Here is an 18,139-nt window from a genome sequence, read left to right as displayed (position 1 = left end):
CCGAAAAGGATTGAAGTAATCATGAATATTGAGCAATTCCAACAAGCGCTGCAGGAGAAAGGCATTGAACTTTCTCCACGCCAGCTTGAGCAATTTGATATGTACTATCATTTATTGGTGGAATGGAACGAAAAGATGAACCTAACGGCCATAACCGATAAAGAAGAAGTCTATTTAAAGCATTTTTATGATTCGATCAGCGCAGCTTTTTACTTCGATTTCAACAAGCCTCATCGTATTTGCGATGTGGGTGCCGGAGCTGGTTTCCCGAGTATCCCTTTGAAGATCTGTTTCCCGGATATTCATGTATCAATCGTTGATTCTTTGAATAAGCGCATCTCTTTTTTAAACCATCTTGCTGACTCTTTACAATTGTCAGGCGTATCGTTTTATCATGACCGTGCCGAAACATTTGCTCAGAAACCGGAACATCGTGAAACCTATGATGTTGTTATGGCAAGAGCGGTGGCAAGAATGTCTGTTTTGAGCGAGCTATGTTTACCCCTTGTTAAAACGGATGGGACATTCATTGCGATGAAAGCGGCCAGTGCCCATGATGAGATGGATACAGGAAAAAAGGCAATCTTCACATTAGGTGGGAAAATTGAGGAAATACACCCGTTCATATTGCCAGAAGAGAATAGTGAGCGAAATATCATTACGGTGAAAAAAGTGAAGAAGACTCCAAAAAAATATCCAAGAAAACCAGGTACACCGAATAAACAACCTATAGAATGACCGGTACGTGAATAGTCTGTTTATCACGATTCATACACGACTAGCACTTTACGATCCTTTCCTTTACTATAAATAATATAATTTCCATTTTATTTAATGTAAGCTGTCCCAGTGAACCAGTTTGGTGGGAAAAAGTTTGGGACTCTTAAATCGGCGGGGAAATAATCTTAGACAGGCGTCTACTATTAATAATAGCAAGACATTTAGGCTATGGAAATGCATTGGTGACGCCAGTCGACATGGTTATACAGCAATGGTCGATATGTATTTTCATGTCGGGAAATGTATGGAGGACTTGTTCTTTCCATAGAGAATATGTTATTTGGGAGTTTTAAAAGGTGGTGTAGGAAGATGAAGCATCCTTTTTCGCGTTTCTTAAGGTTTGGCGAAAAAGAAGAACAGCAACTTGAGATGGAGGCACCAAGCAATAATAATGAAGAAATAAGGAAAATTTCCATTTCTGATATTGTGCCAAATCGATTTCAACCAAGGACTGTATTTAACGACGATAAAATCTCGGAACTAGCTCAGACGATTCATACACATGGTATCATTCAACCGATTGTAGTTAGGGCATATGGTCAAGGAAAGTATGAAATCATTGCAGGTGAGCGTCGTTTTCGTGCTATGCAAAAGCTTGGTTGGGAGTTGGCACCAGCCATAATTAAAGATTTCACGGATACAGAAACGGCTTCAGTAGCGTTGATAGAGAACCTTCAGCGTGAAGAATTGACACCGATTGAAGAAGCATTAGCATATGGGAAATTAATTGAGCTCCATAATTTAACGCAGGAAGCACTCGCTCAAAGATTGGGAATTGGCCAATCGACGGTTGCCAATAAACTTCGGTTGTTAAAATTGCCACAGGAAGTCCAAGAAGCACTGCTTCAAAAACAGATTACGGAACGTCATGCCCGTTCGCTGATTCCGTTGAAAAACCCGGAAAATCAAGTCAAGCTGCTTCAAGAAGTCATTGAAAGAGGTTTAAACGTCAAGCAGACGGAAGAGCTGGTTGTCAAGCTTCTTACTGGTACAAAGGATCATTCAAAGCCAAAGCCGAAACGCAAGGCATTTAGTAGGGACATGAGGATTGCGGTTAACACGATTCGCCAATCGCTGACCATGGTAACGGATAATGGCATAAACCTGGATGCAGAAGAAGAGGAATTCGAGGAATATTATCAGTTTACGATAAAAATTCCAAAGAAAAAGTCTTAATCTGGTATCATCCCCCGCTTGGTAGTCATCGATTACCAAGCTTTTTTCTTGTGATTCGCAGTGAAAAAAACGAAATATTCATCTCCAAGAACTGCATTTTTTGACTAATTTAAAAGAATACCGAATTTTTCGTCGAATTTAAGAATTCGAGTTCCTTCATCATTATTCATGATAAAATAGAAGAAATATAGTACGTTTAAGATAGATGAGATTGTTGAAAGCAGGTGAATTCGTGGGGAAGATTCTTGCCATTGCCAATCAAAAGGGCGGTGTTGGAAAAACGACAACTTCGGTCAGCCTCAGTGCTTGCCTTGCATATATAGGAAAGAAAGTCTTGTTGGTCGATATAGACCCTCAGGGTAATGCGACTAGCGGCACTGGTATTGATAAAGCAGATGTGGAACAGTGTATTTATGATGTATTGGTAGATGATGTCGAAGCCAGTACCGTAATCTTGGAAACAAAGGTTGAAAACTTATATGCCATACCTGCCACAATCCAATTAGCGGGTGCGGAAATTGAGTTGGTACCTACCATCTCCAGGGAAATTCGATTGAAGCGTGCATTAGAAGAGGTGCAAAGTCAGTTCGATTATATCGTCATCGATTGTCCACCTTCACTGGGCTTGCTCACACTGAATGCCTTGACGGCAGCCGATGCCGTTTTGATTCCCGTACAATGTGAATATTACGCATTGGAGGGATTGAGCCAGCTGTTGAATACGGTCCGTCTCGTGCAGAAGCATTTAAATCATGATTTAAAGATCGAAGGTGTTTTGCTGACGATGTTGGACGCCAGAACGAATCTAGGTCTTCAAGTGATTGAGGAAGTGAAAAAATACTTTCAGGATAAGGTATATCAAACTATCATTCCCCGAAATGTTCGTCTGAGTGAAGCACCGAGTCATGGGGAACCGATTATCATTTACGATCCGAAATCACGCGGTGCGGAGGTCTATCTACAATTGGCAAAGGAAGTGGTCTCAAATGGCTAAAGGACTTGGAAAGGGACTCGACGCACTCTTTCCTAATGTGGAAGTCAGCAAGGATGAAACTGTTCAGGAAATAAAATTGAGGGAATTAAGGCCCAATCCCCATCAGCCGCGAAAAAACTTCCGCCCCGAAGCGATTGAAGAACTTAAGCAGTCAATTTTGGAGCATGGGATCCTTCAACCGATTATTGCCCGGAAAAGTATTAGAGGATTTGAAATTGTAGCTGGAGAAAGACGATGCCGTGCGGCTAAGGAAGCCGGTTTAAAAACGGTTCCTGTCGTTGTCAGGGAGTTAAATGAACAGCAGATGATGGAACTGGCGATATTGGAAAACCTACAGAGGGAAGATTTGAATCCGATTGAGGAAGCGGCAGCTTATCAAACGTTGCTCGAAAAGTTAAATTTCACTCAAGAGCAATTAGCACACCGTCTCGGAAAAAGCCGGCCTCACATAGCTAACTATGTCCGCTTGCTCTCTTTGCCTGAAGAGATCAGGAACTATATATCAGAGGGCACGATCTCCATGGGGCATGGGCGTGCATTGCTAGGATTAAAGAAAAAAGAGCTGCTTAAGTCTGTCATAGATAAAATCCTCAAAGAAACGATGAACGTTCGGCAGCTGGAGAATTATATCCATCAGTTGAATGATACTGTTTCACGTGAAACGAAGAATGCCAAACAACCAAAAAAAGATATATTCATCAAACAAAGAGAGTCCATACTACGGGAGAAACTTGGGACCAGCGTGACCATAAAACAAAGCAAGAAAAAAGGGAAGATAGAAATAGAATTCTTTTCAAAAGAAGATTTAGATAGAATACTAGACTTAATCGACCAAGAAAACATCTCCTCATAGGAACCATGGACTCTAATGTTTCTTGTCCCACTATGTATGCATAAAAAATAAAGGAAGGGATGTCCCTTCCTTTATTTTTTATAAGTATCATTATTAAAGTGTTTTTTCCTTTTTGAATGACCAGGTAAATGGGGTGATGGATGGCTTGGCAGGATAATGTCGTTGTGCTTCATGAATGCCCTCGGCTATAGTTTTGGCCATTTTTAAAACCAGGTTAAGCCGTGTGTTCTGTAGGACCATGAATTCCATGAACCCACTGACATTCACGATGCCTGTAATATGGGCATGCCCAACGGCTGGTAGGTCTTTATTGACACCCGCACCAGGTTTCACTGGTCCTTTACCGAGTTGGACAATCCCCACGCTCTTTAGTTTACCTAAGCAGGCATCTATGCCAACGATAAATGCATTCACATGGACTTTTTTGATTTCATCTAACTTTTCCTGCAGGTTCATCGCATGTATAGGGTTATCGAGTGTCCCATACACATGGAATGAAGAAGCACCTAGTTCGGATTTTTCTTGAAGTAGGGTACCGACAAGTGGACCGAGGGAATCACCAGTAGAACGATCTGTGCCAATGCAGACAAAAACGATAGGCTGAAGCTTTCCTGAAGGCAAGAGATTGAGTAATTCCTGGGAAATTTGATTGGTTGCGTCCGCATCTTCATGCAGGATACGACTTAATCTAGTTTTGTTATTAAATAGATTAGAATTAAGATTCATCGGCTCCACTCCTTTACTTTGTTTTGTGTTAACAGTATACGGTTGAAAAGGAAAAAATATACGGGATATAGGTTAAATTGAGGGGGGAATTAATTATTAAGAACAGCTAATTGGCTGAAGGGCAAATGTGATTCTGTCCTTTCCTCTACCTCGTTGCTAGTTGCATAGCGATTTATAGTAAAAAGATCATGTTTTGAAATGGAAAAAAATTTCTAATTTCTTTACTATATACCCATGTTATTTTTATACAGAAACCTTTAATTTAATGATATTACAAACAAAACTTCTCCTATACTGGATTACATCCTCGGCCGTAGGGTAGAGAGAATAAGTTCAACAGGAAAAACGGTGGGCCCTTTAGTAATTTGCAAAAGATAGAGTAGGAGGAAAGCATGGAAAACGCTACATATAGTAAAATTACAGAAGAAATTTTGGATGAAAAAGTATGGCTGATGTTAGGTGAGGGGATTATTAAAATCTTCCTTGTTCTCCTCTTATCGCGTATTATTATAAGAATAGGAAAGACGGTGCTAAATAAATTTTTTCTGGTCCGAACCAGAACCCCCCTCCGTGTCTCGGAGCGGAGAGAAACGACGCTCATTAAGTTACTCGAGAACGTCATTACATATGTTGTGAATTTCATATCCTTGATTATGATCCTTGAAATTTGCGGACTCGATGTGAAGGCTTTACTTGCTGGGGCTGGAATTATTGGACTCGCAGTAGGGTTTGGAGCCCAAAGTTTGGTCAAGGATATTATTACAGGATTCTTCGTCATTTTCGAGGATCATTTCTCTGTCGGTGATTATATTAAAATCAATACTTTTGAGGGTGAAGTCCTTGAAATTGGGCTACGCACTACCAAGATTAAGAGTAGTAAAGGGGAATTGCATCTCATACCGAATGGGAGCATCACGCAAGTAACAAACTACTCCATATTGAACAGTAAGGCTGTGGTGGATGTGACGATCCCTCATGACGGATCCGTTGAACTTGCTGAAAAGGTATTAATCCGACACTTAGGTGGTTTAGCGAAAAAATATGATGATTTAGTCAGAAACCCTGAGTTACTGGGAATCGAGACAATTACTCCAGAAGAAATCGTATTGCGTGTGACGGCTGAAACAAAGCCAATGCGCCATTCTGAAATGAGTAGGATATTGAGGAAAGAAATCAGTACTGCCCTTGAAGAAAGTGGAATCCAATCTACTTACAAAGGCAGTGAGTCATAAAAGCTGGGGGGGCCACATGTTTATGGAAGAAAAAGAATTTGCATTGAATGATGTTGTCGAAATGAAAAAGCCACACCCATGTGGAATCAATAAGTGGAAAATCATCCGATTGGGCATGGATATCCGGATTAAATGTGAAGGTTGTGGACACAGCGTAATGTTGCCCCGGCGTGAGTTTTCCAAGAAAATGAAAAAAGTTTTACTAAAGCATGAGGAGTGATCATGCTTTTTCCATGTATAGATGGCATTTCTGTCTCTCAATGATTTACTTGTCTTTTCAGGAAGTGAAATCTATAATTGGGAAAGGTTTAGGTATTGGATGTATCTTTAGTAATGATTTATCTAGTAACACTATGAACGAATTATCTTGAAGGAGTGAAATATAAATGGCTTTAACAGCTGGTATAGTCGGTTTGCCTAACGTAGGTAAATCCACTTTGTTTAATGCAATTACTCAGGCAGGTGCTGAATCGGCGAATTACCCTTTCTGTACAATCGACCCAAACGTCGGAATTGTAGAAGTACCCGATTATCGTCTGCAAAAATTGACTGAACTGGTCCAACCGAAAAAAACCGTGCCAACAGCATTTGAGTTTACAGATATTGCTGGGATTGTAAAGGGAGCGAGTAAAGGGGAAGGTCTAGGCAATAAATTCCTATCCCATATCCGCCAAGTAGATGCGATTTGTCAGGTTGTTCGTTGCTTCGCTGATGATAACATCACTCACGTTTCAGGAAAAGTAAATCCGATTGATGATATCGAAGTCATCAATCTTGAATTGATTCTTGCTGACCTTGAATCTGTGGACAAGCGCATCGATCGTGTTGGAAAGATGGCTAAACAAAAAGATAAGGGTGCCGTGGCCGAACATGAGATTCTTGTTGCATTGAAAGAAGCTTTAGAAGCTGAAAAGCCTGCCCGCTCAGTCGAATTCACTGAGGAACAGTTGAAAATCGTGAAAGGCATGCACCTCCTAACAGCGAAACCAATGCTTTACGTGGCAAATGTAAGTGAGGATGAAGTGGCAAATGCGACTGATAATGAGTTCGTGCAACAAGTCCGGGAATACGCCGCGACGGAAAATGCAGAAGTTATCGTAATTTGCGCCAAAATCGAAGAGGAAATAGCCGAGCTTGAAGGTGAAGAAAAGGAAATGTTCTTATCTGAGCTAGGCATCGAAGAGTCAGGTCTTGATAAATTGATCCGTGCTTCATACAATCTATTAGGGCTGGCCACTTACTTTACGGCTGGAGTGCAGGAAGTGCGTGCCTGGACGTTCCGTAAAGGTATGAAGGCTCCTCAATGTGCGGGTGTCATCCATACAGACTTCGAACGTGGCTTCATTCGTGCCGAAGTCGTCGCTTATGATGATTTGCTAGAAGCAGGTAGCCATAGTGCAGCAAAAGAAGCAGGAAAAGTACGACTAGAAGGTAAAGAATATATAGTGAACGACGGAGACGTTGTCCACTTCCGCTTTAACGTATAATATAAAAGGACTCCGCAGATTCATTCTGCGGAGTCTCTTTATACTATAGGAAGATACATTCGACATTCGTTGCAAACCTAGTTTAACTATGCTATAATTTATTCTTGTGAGTAATTATAAAAAATTGCTCCTTGCCCAAATGGGCCGCTTAGACCAAAAGGAGGTGACAGTGATGAGAAAATACGAAATTATGTATATCATCCGTCCAAACATTGAGGAAGAAGCTAAAAAAGCTTTAGTTGAACGTTTCAACACAATCCTTACTGATAATGGTGCGGAAGTAGAAGCAAAAGAATGGGGTAAACGCCGTCTTGCATACGAAATCAATGATTTCCGTGATGGTTACTACATGCTTCTTAAAGTTAACGCTGAAAGTGCTGCGATCCAAGAATTCGATCGTCTTGCTAAAATCAGTGAAGACATTATCCGTCATATGGCTACTAGAGAAGACGTTTAATTCAATATTTAATATAAATTCTAATCTAGCTTCTTGTAAGCAAGGTTGAAAACTAGGGGTTGATTCTGATGATGAATCGCGTAGTTTTGGTAGGACGCTTAACTAAAGATCCTGAATTACGATATACACCTAATGGAGTTGCAGTGGCTACCTTTACTTTAGCAGTGAATCGTACTTTTACGAATGCACAAGGTGAACGTGAAGCGGACTTCATTAATTGTGTAGTTTGGCGTAAACCGGCAGAAAATGTGGCTAACTTCTTGAAAAAAGGTAGTTTAGCTGGCGTGGATGGACGTGTCCAAACGCGTAATTATGAAGGACAAGACGGCAAACGCGTGTATGTGACGGAGATTCTGGCTGAGAGTGTTCAGTTCCTTGAACCACGAAGCAGTTCAGCGGGTGAAAGAAATGATGGCGGTTCTTACGGTGGCGGTCAAAAAAGCTATAACAACAATAATGGCGGCAATGATCAAAATTCGTATGGACAAAATCCTAATCAGAATCAACGGAGTAACAACAACTACACTCGTGTAGACGATGATCCATTTGCAAATGACGGTAAAACCATCGACATTTCAGATGACGATCTTCCGTTTTAAACAGCTGTTTAAAATGAAAATCCTAAAGCAGGGAGGGAAATTATTATGGCAATGGGTGGACGTAAAGGACGCGGTAAGCGTAAAAAGGTTTGTTATTTCACATCAAACGGTATCACTAAAATTGATTACAAAGATACAGACCTTCTTAAAAAATTCGTCTCAGAACGCGGTAAAATCTTACCACGTCGTGTGACTGGCACTAGCGCTAAATATCAACGTAAATTAACGATTGCTATTAAACGCTCACGTACTATGGCATTACTTCCATACGTATCAGGTGAATAATAACAACGGAGCGCATTGAGGAGAAATCCTTGATGTGCTTTTTTGTATATTTGCCCAAATGGTCCTTTTTCATTTGAAAAAACGATGCGAGCCCCAACTTCCTTCATCTTCGTTCTACAGTTTCTACGTGATTTGCTTCATTTTAGCTAGTTATTGTATTTAAAATTCGTGATCGGCCTGTTTTGCAAAAAAAATTTAACTAACAATGAAGAGAACTCCTATTTTTAAAGCTGATTTATCTGGAAAAAAGAATGGGAAGTTTGAAATATCCTGGGCTTAACGGATACAATATGTAGAGAAAGATACTTCATGATTTTATGATAGGGGGGATTCGGTTGAATAGTGGTAGAAAAATCGCTGAGGGCGGTGCTCTTTTAGCGTTATATTGTATATTATTACTCATTACAATATATATTCCTTTGTTGGGATTTATAACTTTTTTCTTTTTGCCGATTCCTTTCATTCTGGTGACCAGTAAGCAAAAGCTTTCGTGGTCAGTTGGATTCTTGTTTGTTGGATCGTTATTAACCATTTTAATCGGTAGCGTCTTATCCTTGCCAATGACCTTGCTAATGGGGGCGACGGGCATTGTGATTGGTTCCTTCCTGAAAAGGGATAAACCGATGACCCCTATGTTCATCAGTGCTGTCCTTACGTTCCTAGGTGGGATATTAGTGACCTATGCTGCCACAGTAGTGTTATTTGGAGTGAATTACATAGAAGAAACCATGACGGTAATGGAGGAATCCATTGATTCTTCTGCGAAAATCATGGAATCATTTGGTCAGGCCCCAACTGAAAAGATAATCCAAGGCATGCACGACTCGATAAGTACCTTGACTACGCTGATTCCGAGCTTGCTCGTGATTACATCTATCATCATGGTATTATTGATATTCTTAGCGGCCCACCCCATACTTAAAAGGTTCATTGATAAATCCCTGAATTGGCCTCGTTTCCAAGATCTTCGCCTTCCAAAAAGCCTTTTATGGTATTATTTAATTACAATGCTTTTGGCTCTTTTTGTGAATATGGACAACAAAGATTTTGTATATATGGCCATAACGAACCTATTTTTCATTCTTCAATTTTTCATCATGATTCAAGGCTACTCACTCATATTTTATTTCAGCGATGTCAAGGGCTGGGCTAAGGCTATACCCGTTTTGATAGTGGTTGCCTCATTGTTGCTGCCGATATTCGCAATCCTCATCCGTTTTTTAGGTATAATAGATTTAGGATTCCCTTTTCGGGAGACGATCAAGAAAAAGGAATAGTCTGTTAAACAGATGCTTTTAGGAGCTGAAAATATGCCATCTTATTTAAAGGATTATTCGGTTAAGGCCCTGCTATACGGGTTGCTCGTTGCAGGATTGATATTTTTGGGCGTACTGGCTTACTATAATTGGGTTATTGCACTAATTGGATTGTTGGTTCAAGCCGGTTTGTTTTATTTAATATTGAAAATGGAAAAAAGAAAACAAATTAAGACCGAAGAGTACATCACGACGTTATCCTACCGGTTAAAAAAGGTGGGAGAGGAAGCCTTATTGGAAATGCCGATCGGGATCATGCTCTTTAATGATGATTTTTATATTGAGTGGACCAATCCATTCCTCGCCTCATGCTTTAGTGAAGACTCACTGGCAGGAAGGTCTCTTTATGATATGGCGGATTCACTTGTCCCGCTCATTAAGCAGGAGATTGAAACAGAGACCATTACGCTTTATGACCGGAAATTCAAAGTGGTCCATAAACGCGAGGAACGCCTTCTTTACTTTTTCGATGTAACGGAGCAAGTGGAAATCGAAAAACAATATGAAGAAGAGAGAACGGCCATTGCGATTATTCTGCTGGATAATTACGATGATTTGACGCAGGGAATGGAAGACCAACGTAAAAGTAGTATAAATAGCTTGGTTACCTCGTTGCTGGATAAGTGGGCAAGGGATAATGGGGTATTTTTCAAGAGGGTTTCTTCTGAACGGTTTATTGCGGTCTTTAATGAACATATCCTGCAGCAGCTGGAAAATGATAAATTTTCAATCCTGGATGAAATCAGGGAAACGACCGCTAAACAGAATGTCCCTTTGACGCTTAGCATTGGAGTGGGATCTGCTGTTTCCTCCCTTCCAGAGCTGGGGACGCTTGCTCAATCTAGCCTCGATCTGGCCCTGGGCCGCGGTGGGGACCAAGTAGCGATTAAACAGGCAAGCGGGAAAGTGAAATTCTATGGCGGTAAAACCAACCCTATGGAAAAGCGTACGAGGGTGCGTGCACGCGTCATTTCTCATGCCTTAAAGGATATCGTCCTAGATAGCGATAAAGTCATTGTCATGGGCCATAAAAATCCCGATATGGATGCCATAGGTTCTGCTATAGGCATTTTGAAAGTGGCACAGATGAATGAACGTGAAGGGTATATAGTAATCAATACAAACGAGCTAGACAGTAGCGTCTTGCGTTTGATGGAAGAAATCAAAAATAAAGAGGATTTATATGGACGATTTATAAGCCCTGACGATGCACTCGAGATGGTCACGGACGAGACGCTACTCGTCGTCGTCGATACCCACAAGCCTACAATGGTGATAGAAGAAAGATTATTGAATCGGATTGATAAGGTGGTCGTCATTGATCACCATCGTCGTGGCGAGGAATTCATCAAAAACTCCCTGCTTGTCTATATGGAGCCCTATGCATCTTCGACAGCTGAGCTGGTGACGGAGCTACTTGAATATCAGCCAAAACGCAGTAAAATTGATATGCTGGAGTCGACGGCGCTACTTGCTGGGATCATTGTCGATACGAAAAGTTTCACTTTAAGAACCGGTTCACGTACCTTCGATGCAGCTTCTTATTTACGGGCCCATGGAGCGGACACGGTACTGGTACAGAAATTCCTAAGGGAAGATGTGGACACGTATATCAAGCGATCCAATTTAATTAAAGAAGTTGCGTTTTATAAAAAGGGTCTTGCGATTGCTTCCGCAAAATCCGAACAGACCCATAATCAGGTCCTGATCGCCCAGGCCGCTGATACGCTTCTGATGATGGATGGTGTTACCGCTTCCTTCGTTGTGGCTAAACGGTCTGAGGATACAGTTGGCATAAGTGCCCGTTCCCTAGGTGATGTCAACGTACAGGTTATCATGGAAACATTGAATGGCGGCGGTCATTTAACGAATGCCGCCACACAGATGGTCTGCTCCATTGAAGAAGCGGAGAGCCAGTTGAAAGCAGCAATTGATGAATATTTAGAAGGAGGACGAAAAGAATGAAAGTTATATTTTTAAAAGACGTTAAAGGTAAAGGGAAAAAAGGGGAAGTCAAAAACGTTGCGGATGGGTATGCCCATAACTTCCTGATCAAGCAAGGATTGGCAATCGAGGCGAATAACTCCAATGTAAAAACTTTGGAAGCTCAGAAAAACAAAGAAGATTCCCTGGCTGCCGAAGAACTTCAGCATGCAAAAGACTTGCAGGTGGAAATTGAAAAATTGACTGTCGAATTATCCGCTAAAGCCGGTGAAGGCGGACGTTTATTCGGTTCTATCACGACGAAGCAAATAGCTTCAGAACTTCAGAAAAAGCATGGTATTAAAATCGATAAACGTAAAATGGAGCTTGCCGAAGGAATTCGCTCATTGGGGCATACGAAGGTTCCTGTGAAGCTACATCCAGAGGTTACAGCGACTTTAACTGTGCAAGTGAAAGAAATTAACTAATTTTAGTGGTTTCATATCTGAAAAAAATTGATAGAATAGAGAGAGACGAAAAAAATGTGATTGGGCTATGTTGTCCTGTCACTTTTTTTCTTTTTCAACTAAATCTACGAATTAATTAATGAAAATATATCCTCTTAGATTGGGAGGTTTTAAGATATGATAGAGCAATTTCAGGATAGAATTCCCCCTCAAAATATAGAAGCGGAACAAGCGGTGCTAGGGGCCATCTTCTTGGAGCCATCTTCGCTGACCGTTACTTCGGAATTGTTGATTCCAGAGGATTTTTATAGAAGTTCGCATCAAAAAATCTTTAACGTCATGATCAAGTTGAATGACGAAGGTAAAGCCGTTGACTTGATTACGGTAACGGAAGAACTTTCCGCCACGAAGAATCTTGAAGAAGTGGGCGGAGTGTCTTATTTAAGCGAACTGGCTGGATCGGTCCCTACTGCAGCCAATATCGAATATTATGCCCGAATCGTGGAAGAAAAGTCATTGCTCCGTCGTTTGATCAGGACAGCAACGAACATCGCCCAGGAAGGCTATAGCCGTGAGGATGAAGTCGAGGAGCTGCTAGGGGAAGCGGAAAAGACGATCATGGAAGTGGCACAGCGTAAAAACGCCGGTTCATTTCAAAATATTAAGGACGTTTTGGTTCGAACCTATGATAACATCGAGATCCTGACCAACCGCAAAGGTGATGTAACTGGAATCCCGACGGGTTTTGCTGAACTGGACAGAATGACGGCGGGATTCCAACGGAATGACCTCATCATTGTTGGAGCCCGTCCTTCTGTTGGTAAAACGGCTTTCGCTTTGAACATTGCCCAAAATGTCGCAACCAAAACGGATGAAAACGTCGCGATTTTCAGTCTGGAGATGGGTTCCGAACAGCTCGTCATGCGTATGCTTTGTGCCGAAGGAAATATCAATGCTCAAAACTTAAGGACTGGTGCCTTAACAGATGAAGACTGGCGCAAGCTGACAATGGCAATGGGAAGTTTGTCGAATGCCGGTATCTATATAGATGACACCCCAGGAGTCCGTATTGGCGAAATCCGCTCTAAAAGCCGTCGTTTGAAGCAGGAACATGGTCTTGGGATGATATTGATCGACTACCTACAATTGATTCAAGGAGATGGTCGTTCAGGCGATAACCGACAGCAGGAAGTATCGGAAATTTCCCGTTCACTGAAGGCCCTGGCCCGTGAACTTCAAGTGCCTGTCATTGCCCTTTCCCAATTATCCCGTGGAGTGGAACAACGGCAGGATAAACGTCCGATGATGTCGGATATTAGGGAATCAGGAAGTATAGAGCAGGATGCCGACATCGTAGCATTCCTGTACCGTGATGATTATTATGATAAAGAGTCCGAGAATAAAAATATCATTGAGATTATCATTGCAAAACAAAGGAATGGCCCAGTTGGCACGGTTTCACTGGCATTCGTCAAAGAATACAATAAATTCGTGAACCTCGAACGGCGATTCGATGATGATTCGATGTCTCCAGGAGCTTAATTGACTTTCTATATTTGGAACAAAGCCCACTATCTCTGGTGGGCTTTTTTTTTACAATAAGGTGAAAGTTTAAAGGAGTTTGGGCAAAGAATAAGGAGAACCGCCAGGGGAGAAAGTGAATCCTTGCTAAAGTTGCACGGATTCCTTATTTGGGGATGAAAAAGTGTATAAGTAAAGTATGAAAGTCACTTAATAACGAACAAATTTATTATTAATTTATGTAATGTTCGTATTTTATGTTGACTTCCCTTTGGGATTATTGATAAAATAGGTTTGTTTGATAAGAACCGGTTAAGAATCGGTATTACGTGAACCTTTGGAGGTGCTTTTTTCAGATGTCATCAGTTGTAGTAGTTGGTACACAATGGGGAGACGAAGGTAAAGGTAAGATAACGGACTTTTTATCCCAGAATGCAGAAGCCATAGCTCGTTACCAAGGTGGTAATAATGCAGGACATACGATTAAATTTAACGGAGTAACATATAAACTGCATTTAATTCCTTCTGGAATTTTTTATAGTGATAAGATTTGTGTCATCGGGAACGGAATGGTAGTCGATCCGAAAGCGCTTGTAGAAGAGCTTGCTTATTTACATAGTCATGGTGTAAGCACGGATAATCTTCGCATCTCGAACCGTGCTCATGTCATCCTTCCTTACCATATTAAATTGGATGAAGTGGAAGAAGATCGCAAGGGTGCAAATAAAATTGGAACGACGAAAAAAGGAATCGGCCCTGCTTACATGGATAAAGCCGCTCGTAATGGTATCCGTATGGCAGATCTTTTGGACCGTGAAATTTTCGAGGAAAAACTGAATCAAAATCTTGTGGAGAAAAACCGCATGTTTGAACGTTTTTACGAAACGGAAGGTTTTAAAATCGAGGATATTCTTGAAGAATATTATGAGTACGGACAACAAGTGCAAAAGTATGTTTGTGATACTTCCGTTGTATTGAATGATGCACTTGATGAAGGGAAACGCGTCTTGTTTGAAGGGGCTCAAGGAGTCATGCTTGATATCGATCAAGGAACATATCCTTTCGTTACTTCCTCGAATCCAGTCGCAGGTGGAGTAACAATTGGTTCAGGTGTTGGACCAACGAAAATCAACCATGTTGTCGGTGTGTGTAAAGCTTATACAAGCCGTGTTGGCGATGGTCCTTTCCCGACAGAACTACAAGACGAAATTGGCAATCAAATCCGTGAAGTTGGACGTGAGTACGGAACAACTACGGGTAGACCACGTCGTGTCGGTTGGTTTGATGCCGTAGTCGTTCGCCATGCCCGTCGTGTAAGTGGAATCACTGATTTATCGTTAAATTCCATTGACGTGCTTTCAGGACTTGAAACGGTGAAAATTTGTGTAGCTTATGATTATAAAGGTGAAATCATTCATGAAGTGCCGGCTACTTTGAAAGCAATCGGAGAATGTAAGCCCGTTTATGAAGAGCTACCAGGTTGGTCAGAAGACATCACAGGATGCAAATCATTGGATGAATTACCTGCTAACGCCCGTCACTATGTGGAGCGCGTATCTCAATTAGTAGGCATTCCGTTGACTACATTCTCCGTCGGTCCTGACCGCAATCAAACAAACATCGTAAGAAGCCCTTGGCGTTTAGCATAAGAGGTATAAAGAAGTCGACTAAGTGCGGCTTCTTTTTTTACTTAGTTGGTAAAAAAAGACCTGTTTAATTGGAGTAGAGTCATGGTAGATATATAAAAAAATATATTAATTTAAATTTATTTTAAAATACTATTGCACAAACCATAAATACTATGATAATATAAAAAGCGTCGTCACAGTAGAACAACGTTAAGCGACATTGCAAGACATACGGATTACATTCATTAGTACGAGCCATTAGCTCAGTTGGTAGAGCATCTGACTTTTAATCAGAGGGTCGAAGGTTCGAATCCTTCATGGCTCACCATTTTTTTCGGCCCATTGGTCAAGCGGTTAAGACACCGCCCTTTCACGGCGGTAACACGGGTTCGAATCCCGTATGGGTCACTTTTCTTCTTAATTATATGTTTGATGGTCCCGTGGTGTAGCGGTTAACATGCCTGCCTGTCACGCAGGAGATCGCGGGTTCGATTCCCGTCGGGACCGCCATTTTATTTTTTACATGATTCTTTCATAATGAAAAATGGAATATTTGGCTCAGTAGCTCAGTCGGTAGAGCAAAGGACTGAAAATCCTTGTGTCGGCGGTTCGATTCCGTCCTGAGCCATTCTTTTGTAAAGTGCCCTAGGGCGCTTTTTTTGTTTGCTTTAAAAGTAAACTGTCTTAGCCCTTTAAAGGAAATCTCTTTGATGGCACTTCTGTTAAGTGTTTGTTATCAGATTGTAACAATGTTAATGCCACCCTTAGTAACCATCGACTCGTCACCCCAACCAGGACCTACTTTCCTCGTGGAAACCATACCTTCGCTGCTCTTTTGCAAAAAGAGCGATTTGGCACTTGTTGTCACTATTTATACATTTATATTACAATACGAAGTCTATTTCTTGATTTTTTTTTCATTATGGTAAAGTTATGAGTGAAAAAAAAGAAATTAATCATGTGTATATGAATTTTGAAAACAAGGTAATTTATCTTAATTTTTTGATTAGTTTCTTAAGGGGCCCACGGGCCGTTAAGGGGGACAATAAATGTTCAGCTCAAAAGGCAAAGGAAGTTTCCTGTTGATGGTTTCCATCATCTTATTGCTTGCAGGGAATCGTGCTACGGCTGCGGAAATTCAAAAAATCTCCTCCATTCAGCATGTATATGTTGATGACGAGTTCATTGGCAGCGTGAGTGATGAATCCGAAATAGAAAAAATGGTACTAGCTAAAATAGTCGAAGCAGAGGCGGATTATCCCGAATACACATTCGATAAGGAAGCACAGATGACATATGTGCAAGAGAATGTATTTAATGCAGAAATAGATGATGAAGAAACCTTAAAGGTACTCGAGGAAGAGTTTGCTGTAAAAGCGGAGGCTTATGAAATCACCATTGATAATCAAGTAGTTGCTTACGTTCCCTCCAAGGAGGATGCACAGGAGGTTTTAAAAGAGATTCACCTATTATATATAGATGAGGGTGAATTGGCCGAATATGAAGAGAGTCAGGAAGCTGGAGTTTTAAATCAGCCCATGGCTCTAAAAGAGCAAGGAAGCAGGATACTGTCCATTGAATACTCAAAGCCGATCTCCTGGAAGGAAACGATTATGGAACCGGATAAGCTCATGACTGTGAAGGATGCCATTTCCTTGATAGAAAAAGGAAAGAAGGAAAAAGTCATCTATGAGGCAACTGGAGATGAAGAACTTGAGGCAATTGCCGATCAGTATGATATGTCCCTAGGACAGCTTTTACAGCTTAATTCAGAACTAGAAGAGGGCAAGAGGCTTCATAAAGGGCAAAAGGTCCGTGTGACGGAGGTAGCTCCTTTTGTGAATGTGCTGGTAGAAAGAGAAGTATTGAAAGAAACTGAAATTCCTTTCGAGAGAAAAGTAATAAAGGATAAGAACCTATTGAAGGAAGAATCTGTCGTTGAGCAAGAAGGACAGGAAGGCGTTCAGGCATTCACGTATAAACTCACTGAAACAAACGGTGAGCTCTTAAGTGAAACGATCGTGAAAAAGGAAATTACCGCGGCAACACAAAATGAGATAACTAGAAAAGGCACGAAAATCATTCCTTCAGAAGGGAGCGGAACCTTTGCATGGCCTGCTGATGGGGGCTATATTTCAAGCAAACAAGGACATCGTTGGGGCAAGCTTCATAAGGGAATAGATATTGCTAGGCCAACCACCAGAACTATTACGGCGGCTGATCATGGCACTGTTGAGTTTGCCGGTAACGCCGGGGGTTATGGTAATAAGGTGACCATCAACCATAACAATGGGTACAAGACGGATTATGCTCACTTAGAATCAATAGACATCGAAGCAGGACAGAAGATTGAAAAAGGAATGCCTATTGGTAGAATGGGCTCGACAGGCAACTCCACTGGCGTTCACCTTCATTTTGAAATCTATAAAAATGGTGTTCTCGCAAACCCGTTAGATTATATAAGCCAATAGAAGTCTTCGAGACATTTTTCGAAGACTTCTTCTGCTATCTTCATAGATGAGAATAATAGGTAAAAGATGATTTAATGCCTGTAAAATGATAAAGTAGAAGAGGTACAATGTGCTCGATTTAGGTGTTTTGACCGTTTTTTAGGGAATATATAGTGTGAGGATTTGCATTACTAGTACGAAGGTCAGTATGAACATCAGGACAATACGAATAAACGTCCCGGATA

The 18,139-nt window shown here is 41.2% G+C and carries 17 protein-coding genes and 4 tRNA genes; 20 read left to right on the top strand and 1 reads right to left on the bottom strand.

The window, feature by feature from the left end; genetic code table 11:
• The first annotated feature begins 21 nt into the window (after positions 1–21).
• The 4 genes from rsmG to ACIQXR_RS06480 all read left to right on the top strand — a co-directional run bounded on the left by rsmG (position 22) and on the right by ACIQXR_RS06480 (position 3,803).
• The gene (gene rsmG / locus ACIQXR_RS06495; RefSeq protein ID WP_402869937.1) at positions 22–738 is read left to right on the top strand and encodes a 16S rRNA (guanine(527)-N(7))-methyltransferase RsmG; all 717 of its coding nucleotides are present in this window, start codon (positions 22–24) and stop codon (positions 736–738) included.
• A gap of 351 nt (positions 739–1,089) precedes the next feature.
• The gene (noc, locus tag ACIQXR_RS06490; protein WP_402869940.1) at positions 1,090–1,956 is read left to right on the top strand and encodes a nucleoid occlusion protein; all 867 of its coding nucleotides are present in this window, start codon (positions 1,090–1,092) and stop codon (positions 1,954–1,956) included.
• A 232-nt stretch (positions 1,957–2,188) separates the two neighbouring features.
• Positions 2,189–2,950 carry a ParA family protein gene (locus ACIQXR_RS06485; RefSeq protein ID WP_402871289.1) on the top strand — a complete coding sequence of 254 codons (762 nt, stop codon included), beginning with the start codon at positions 2,189–2,191 and terminating at the stop codon, positions 2,948–2,950.
• Entirely contained in the window at positions 2,943–3,803 is an 861-nt protein-coding gene (locus ACIQXR_RS06480; RefSeq protein ID WP_402869943.1) for a ParB/RepB/Spo0J family partition protein, read from the top strand. The genes ACIQXR_RS06485 and ACIQXR_RS06480 overlap by 8 nt, the downstream gene beginning before the upstream one ends.
• 93 nt (positions 3,804–3,896) lie before the next feature.
• Here ACIQXR_RS06480 and yyaC read toward each other — a convergent pair whose 3' ends face one another.
• Entirely contained in the window at positions 3,897–4,529 is a 633-nt protein-coding gene (yyaC, locus tag ACIQXR_RS06475; RefSeq protein WP_402869946.1) for a spore protease YyaC, read from the bottom strand.
• Positions 4,530–4,921: 392 nt separating this feature from the next.
• Here yyaC and ACIQXR_RS06470 point away from each other — a divergent pair, with 392 nt between their 5' ends.
• The 16 genes from ACIQXR_RS06470 to ACIQXR_RS06395 all read left to right on the top strand — a co-directional run bounded on the left by ACIQXR_RS06470 (position 4,922) and on the right by ACIQXR_RS06395 (position 17,915).
• Positions 4,922–5,761: a mechanosensitive ion channel family protein gene (locus tag ACIQXR_RS06470; protein WP_402869949.1), complete on the top strand. Its 840-nt coding sequence runs from the start codon at positions 4,922–4,924 to the stop codon at positions 5,759–5,761.
• Positions 5,762–5,783: 22 nt separating this feature from the next.
• Complete coding sequence (locus ACIQXR_RS06465) at positions 5,784–5,981, top strand: DUF951 domain-containing protein (RefSeq protein ID WP_402869952.1); 198 nt, start codon at positions 5,784–5,786, stop codon at positions 5,979–5,981.
• A gap of 166 nt (positions 5,982–6,147) precedes the next feature.
• Positions 6,148–7,248: a redox-regulated ATPase YchF gene (gene ychF, locus ACIQXR_RS06460; protein ID WP_402869955.1), complete on the top strand. Its 1,101-nt coding sequence runs from the start codon at positions 6,148–6,150 to the stop codon at positions 7,246–7,248.
• A 172-nt stretch (positions 7,249–7,420) separates the two neighbouring features.
• On the top strand, positions 7,421–7,705 hold the full coding sequence (gene rpsF / locus ACIQXR_RS06455) for a 30S ribosomal protein S6 (RefSeq protein WP_402869958.1): 285 nt from the start codon (positions 7,421–7,423) through the stop codon (positions 7,703–7,705).
• 68 nt (positions 7,706–7,773) lie between these two features.
• Positions 7,774–8,304 carry a single-stranded DNA-binding protein gene (gene ssb, locus ACIQXR_RS06450; RefSeq protein WP_402869961.1) on the top strand — a complete coding sequence of 177 codons (531 nt, stop codon included), beginning with the start codon at positions 7,774–7,776 and terminating at the stop codon, positions 8,302–8,304.
• Between the two features lie 45 nt (positions 8,305–8,349).
• Positions 8,350–8,589 (top strand): 30S ribosomal protein S18, encoded by a 240-nt coding sequence (gene rpsR / locus ACIQXR_RS06445; protein WP_053348323.1) that lies wholly within the window; start codon positions 8,350–8,352, stop codon positions 8,587–8,589.
• 335 nt (positions 8,590–8,924) lie between these two features.
• Positions 8,925–9,866: a YybS family protein gene (locus ACIQXR_RS06440; RefSeq protein ID WP_402869963.1), complete on the top strand. Its 942-nt coding sequence runs from the start codon at positions 8,925–8,927 to the stop codon at positions 9,864–9,866.
• A 33-nt stretch (positions 9,867–9,899) separates the two neighbouring features.
• Entirely contained in the window at positions 9,900–11,870 is a 1,971-nt protein-coding gene (locus tag ACIQXR_RS06435; protein ID WP_402869965.1) for a DHH family phosphoesterase, read from the top strand.
• Positions 11,867–12,316, top strand: coding sequence for a 50S ribosomal protein L9 (gene rplI / locus ACIQXR_RS06430; protein ID WP_402869967.1), 450 nt, complete (start codon positions 11,867–11,869; stop codon positions 12,314–12,316). Before ACIQXR_RS06435 ends, rplI begins: the two co-directional genes overlap by 4 nt.
• Positions 12,317–12,472: 156 nt before the next feature.
• On the top strand, positions 12,473–13,837 hold the full coding sequence (gene dnaB, locus ACIQXR_RS06425; protein WP_402869969.1) for a replicative DNA helicase: 1,365 nt from the start codon (positions 12,473–12,475) through the stop codon (positions 13,835–13,837).
• Between the two features lie 335 nt (positions 13,838–14,172).
• The gene (locus tag ACIQXR_RS06420) at positions 14,173–15,465 is read left to right on the top strand and encodes an adenylosuccinate synthase (protein WP_402869971.1); all 1,293 of its coding nucleotides are present in this window, start codon (positions 14,173–14,175) and stop codon (positions 15,463–15,465) included.
• A gap of 231 nt (positions 15,466–15,696) precedes the next feature.
• Positions 15,697–15,772 (top strand) — tRNA-Lys (locus ACIQXR_RS06415).
• An 8-nt stretch (positions 15,773–15,780) separates the two neighbouring features.
• A tRNA-Glu gene (locus tag ACIQXR_RS06410) sits at positions 15,781–15,852 on the top strand.
• Positions 15,853–15,878: 26 nt separating this feature from the next.
• Positions 15,879–15,954 (top strand) — tRNA-Asp (locus tag ACIQXR_RS06405).
• A 45-nt stretch (positions 15,955–15,999) separates the two neighbouring features.
• Positions 16,000–16,072 (top strand) — tRNA-Phe (locus ACIQXR_RS06400).
• Between the two features lie 421 nt (positions 16,073–16,493).
• Entirely contained in the window at positions 16,494–17,915 is a 1,422-nt protein-coding gene (locus tag ACIQXR_RS06395; RefSeq protein WP_402869973.1) for a peptidoglycan DD-metalloendopeptidase family protein, read from the top strand.
• Positions 17,916–18,139 lie beyond the last annotated feature (224 nt).

It is taken from the genome of Peribacillus sp. NPDC097224, assembly GCF_044761985.1.
Classification (GTDB): Bacteria; Bacillota; Bacilli; order Bacillales; family DSM-1321; genus Peribacillus.
Note: the sequence above shows the minus strand (reverse complement) of the source record. Positions and strands in the feature narration are given on the sequence as shown.

Coding starts and splice junctions, on each gene's coding strand:
- rsmG (WP_402869937.1), top strand. CDS start 22: ATGAATATTGAGCAATTCCAACAAGCGCTGCAGGAGAAAGGCATTGAA.
- noc (WP_402869940.1), top strand. CDS start 1,090: ATGAAGCATCCTTTTTCGCGTTTCTTAAGGTTTGGCGAAAAAGAAGAA.
- ACIQXR_RS06480 (WP_402869943.1), top strand. CDS start 2,943: ATGGCTAAAGGACTTGGAAAGGGACTCGACGCACTCTTTCCTAATGTG.
- yyaC (WP_402869946.1), bottom strand. CDS start 4,529: ATGAATCTTAATTCTAATCTATTTAATAACAAAACTAGATTAAGTCGT.
- ACIQXR_RS06470 (WP_402869949.1), top strand. CDS start 4,922: ATGGAAAACGCTACATATAGTAAAATTACAGAAGAAATTTTGGATGAA.
- ACIQXR_RS06465 (WP_402869952.1), top strand. CDS start 5,784: ATGGAAGAAAAAGAATTTGCATTGAATGATGTTGTCGAAATGAAAAAG.
- ychF (WP_402869955.1), top strand. CDS start 6,148: ATGGCTTTAACAGCTGGTATAGTCGGTTTGCCTAACGTAGGTAAATCC.
- rpsF (WP_402869958.1), top strand. CDS start 7,421: ATGAGAAAATACGAAATTATGTATATCATCCGTCCAAACATTGAGGAA.
- ssb (WP_402869961.1), top strand. CDS start 7,774: ATGATGAATCGCGTAGTTTTGGTAGGACGCTTAACTAAAGATCCTGAA.
- rpsR (WP_053348323.1), top strand. CDS start 8,350: ATGGCAATGGGTGGACGTAAAGGACGCGGTAAGCGTAAAAAGGTTTGT.
- ACIQXR_RS06435 (WP_402869965.1), top strand. CDS start 9,900: ATGCCATCTTATTTAAAGGATTATTCGGTTAAGGCCCTGCTATACGGG.
- rplI (WP_402869967.1), top strand. CDS start 11,867: ATGAAAGTTATATTTTTAAAAGACGTTAAAGGTAAAGGGAAAAAAGGG.
- dnaB (WP_402869969.1), top strand. CDS start 12,473: ATGATAGAGCAATTTCAGGATAGAATTCCCCCTCAAAATATAGAAGCG.
- ACIQXR_RS06420 (WP_402869971.1), top strand. CDS start 14,173: ATGTCATCAGTTGTAGTAGTTGGTACACAATGGGGAGACGAAGGTAAA.
- ACIQXR_RS06395 (WP_402869973.1), top strand. CDS start 16,494: ATGTTCAGCTCAAAAGGCAAAGGAAGTTTCCTGTTGATGGTTTCCATC.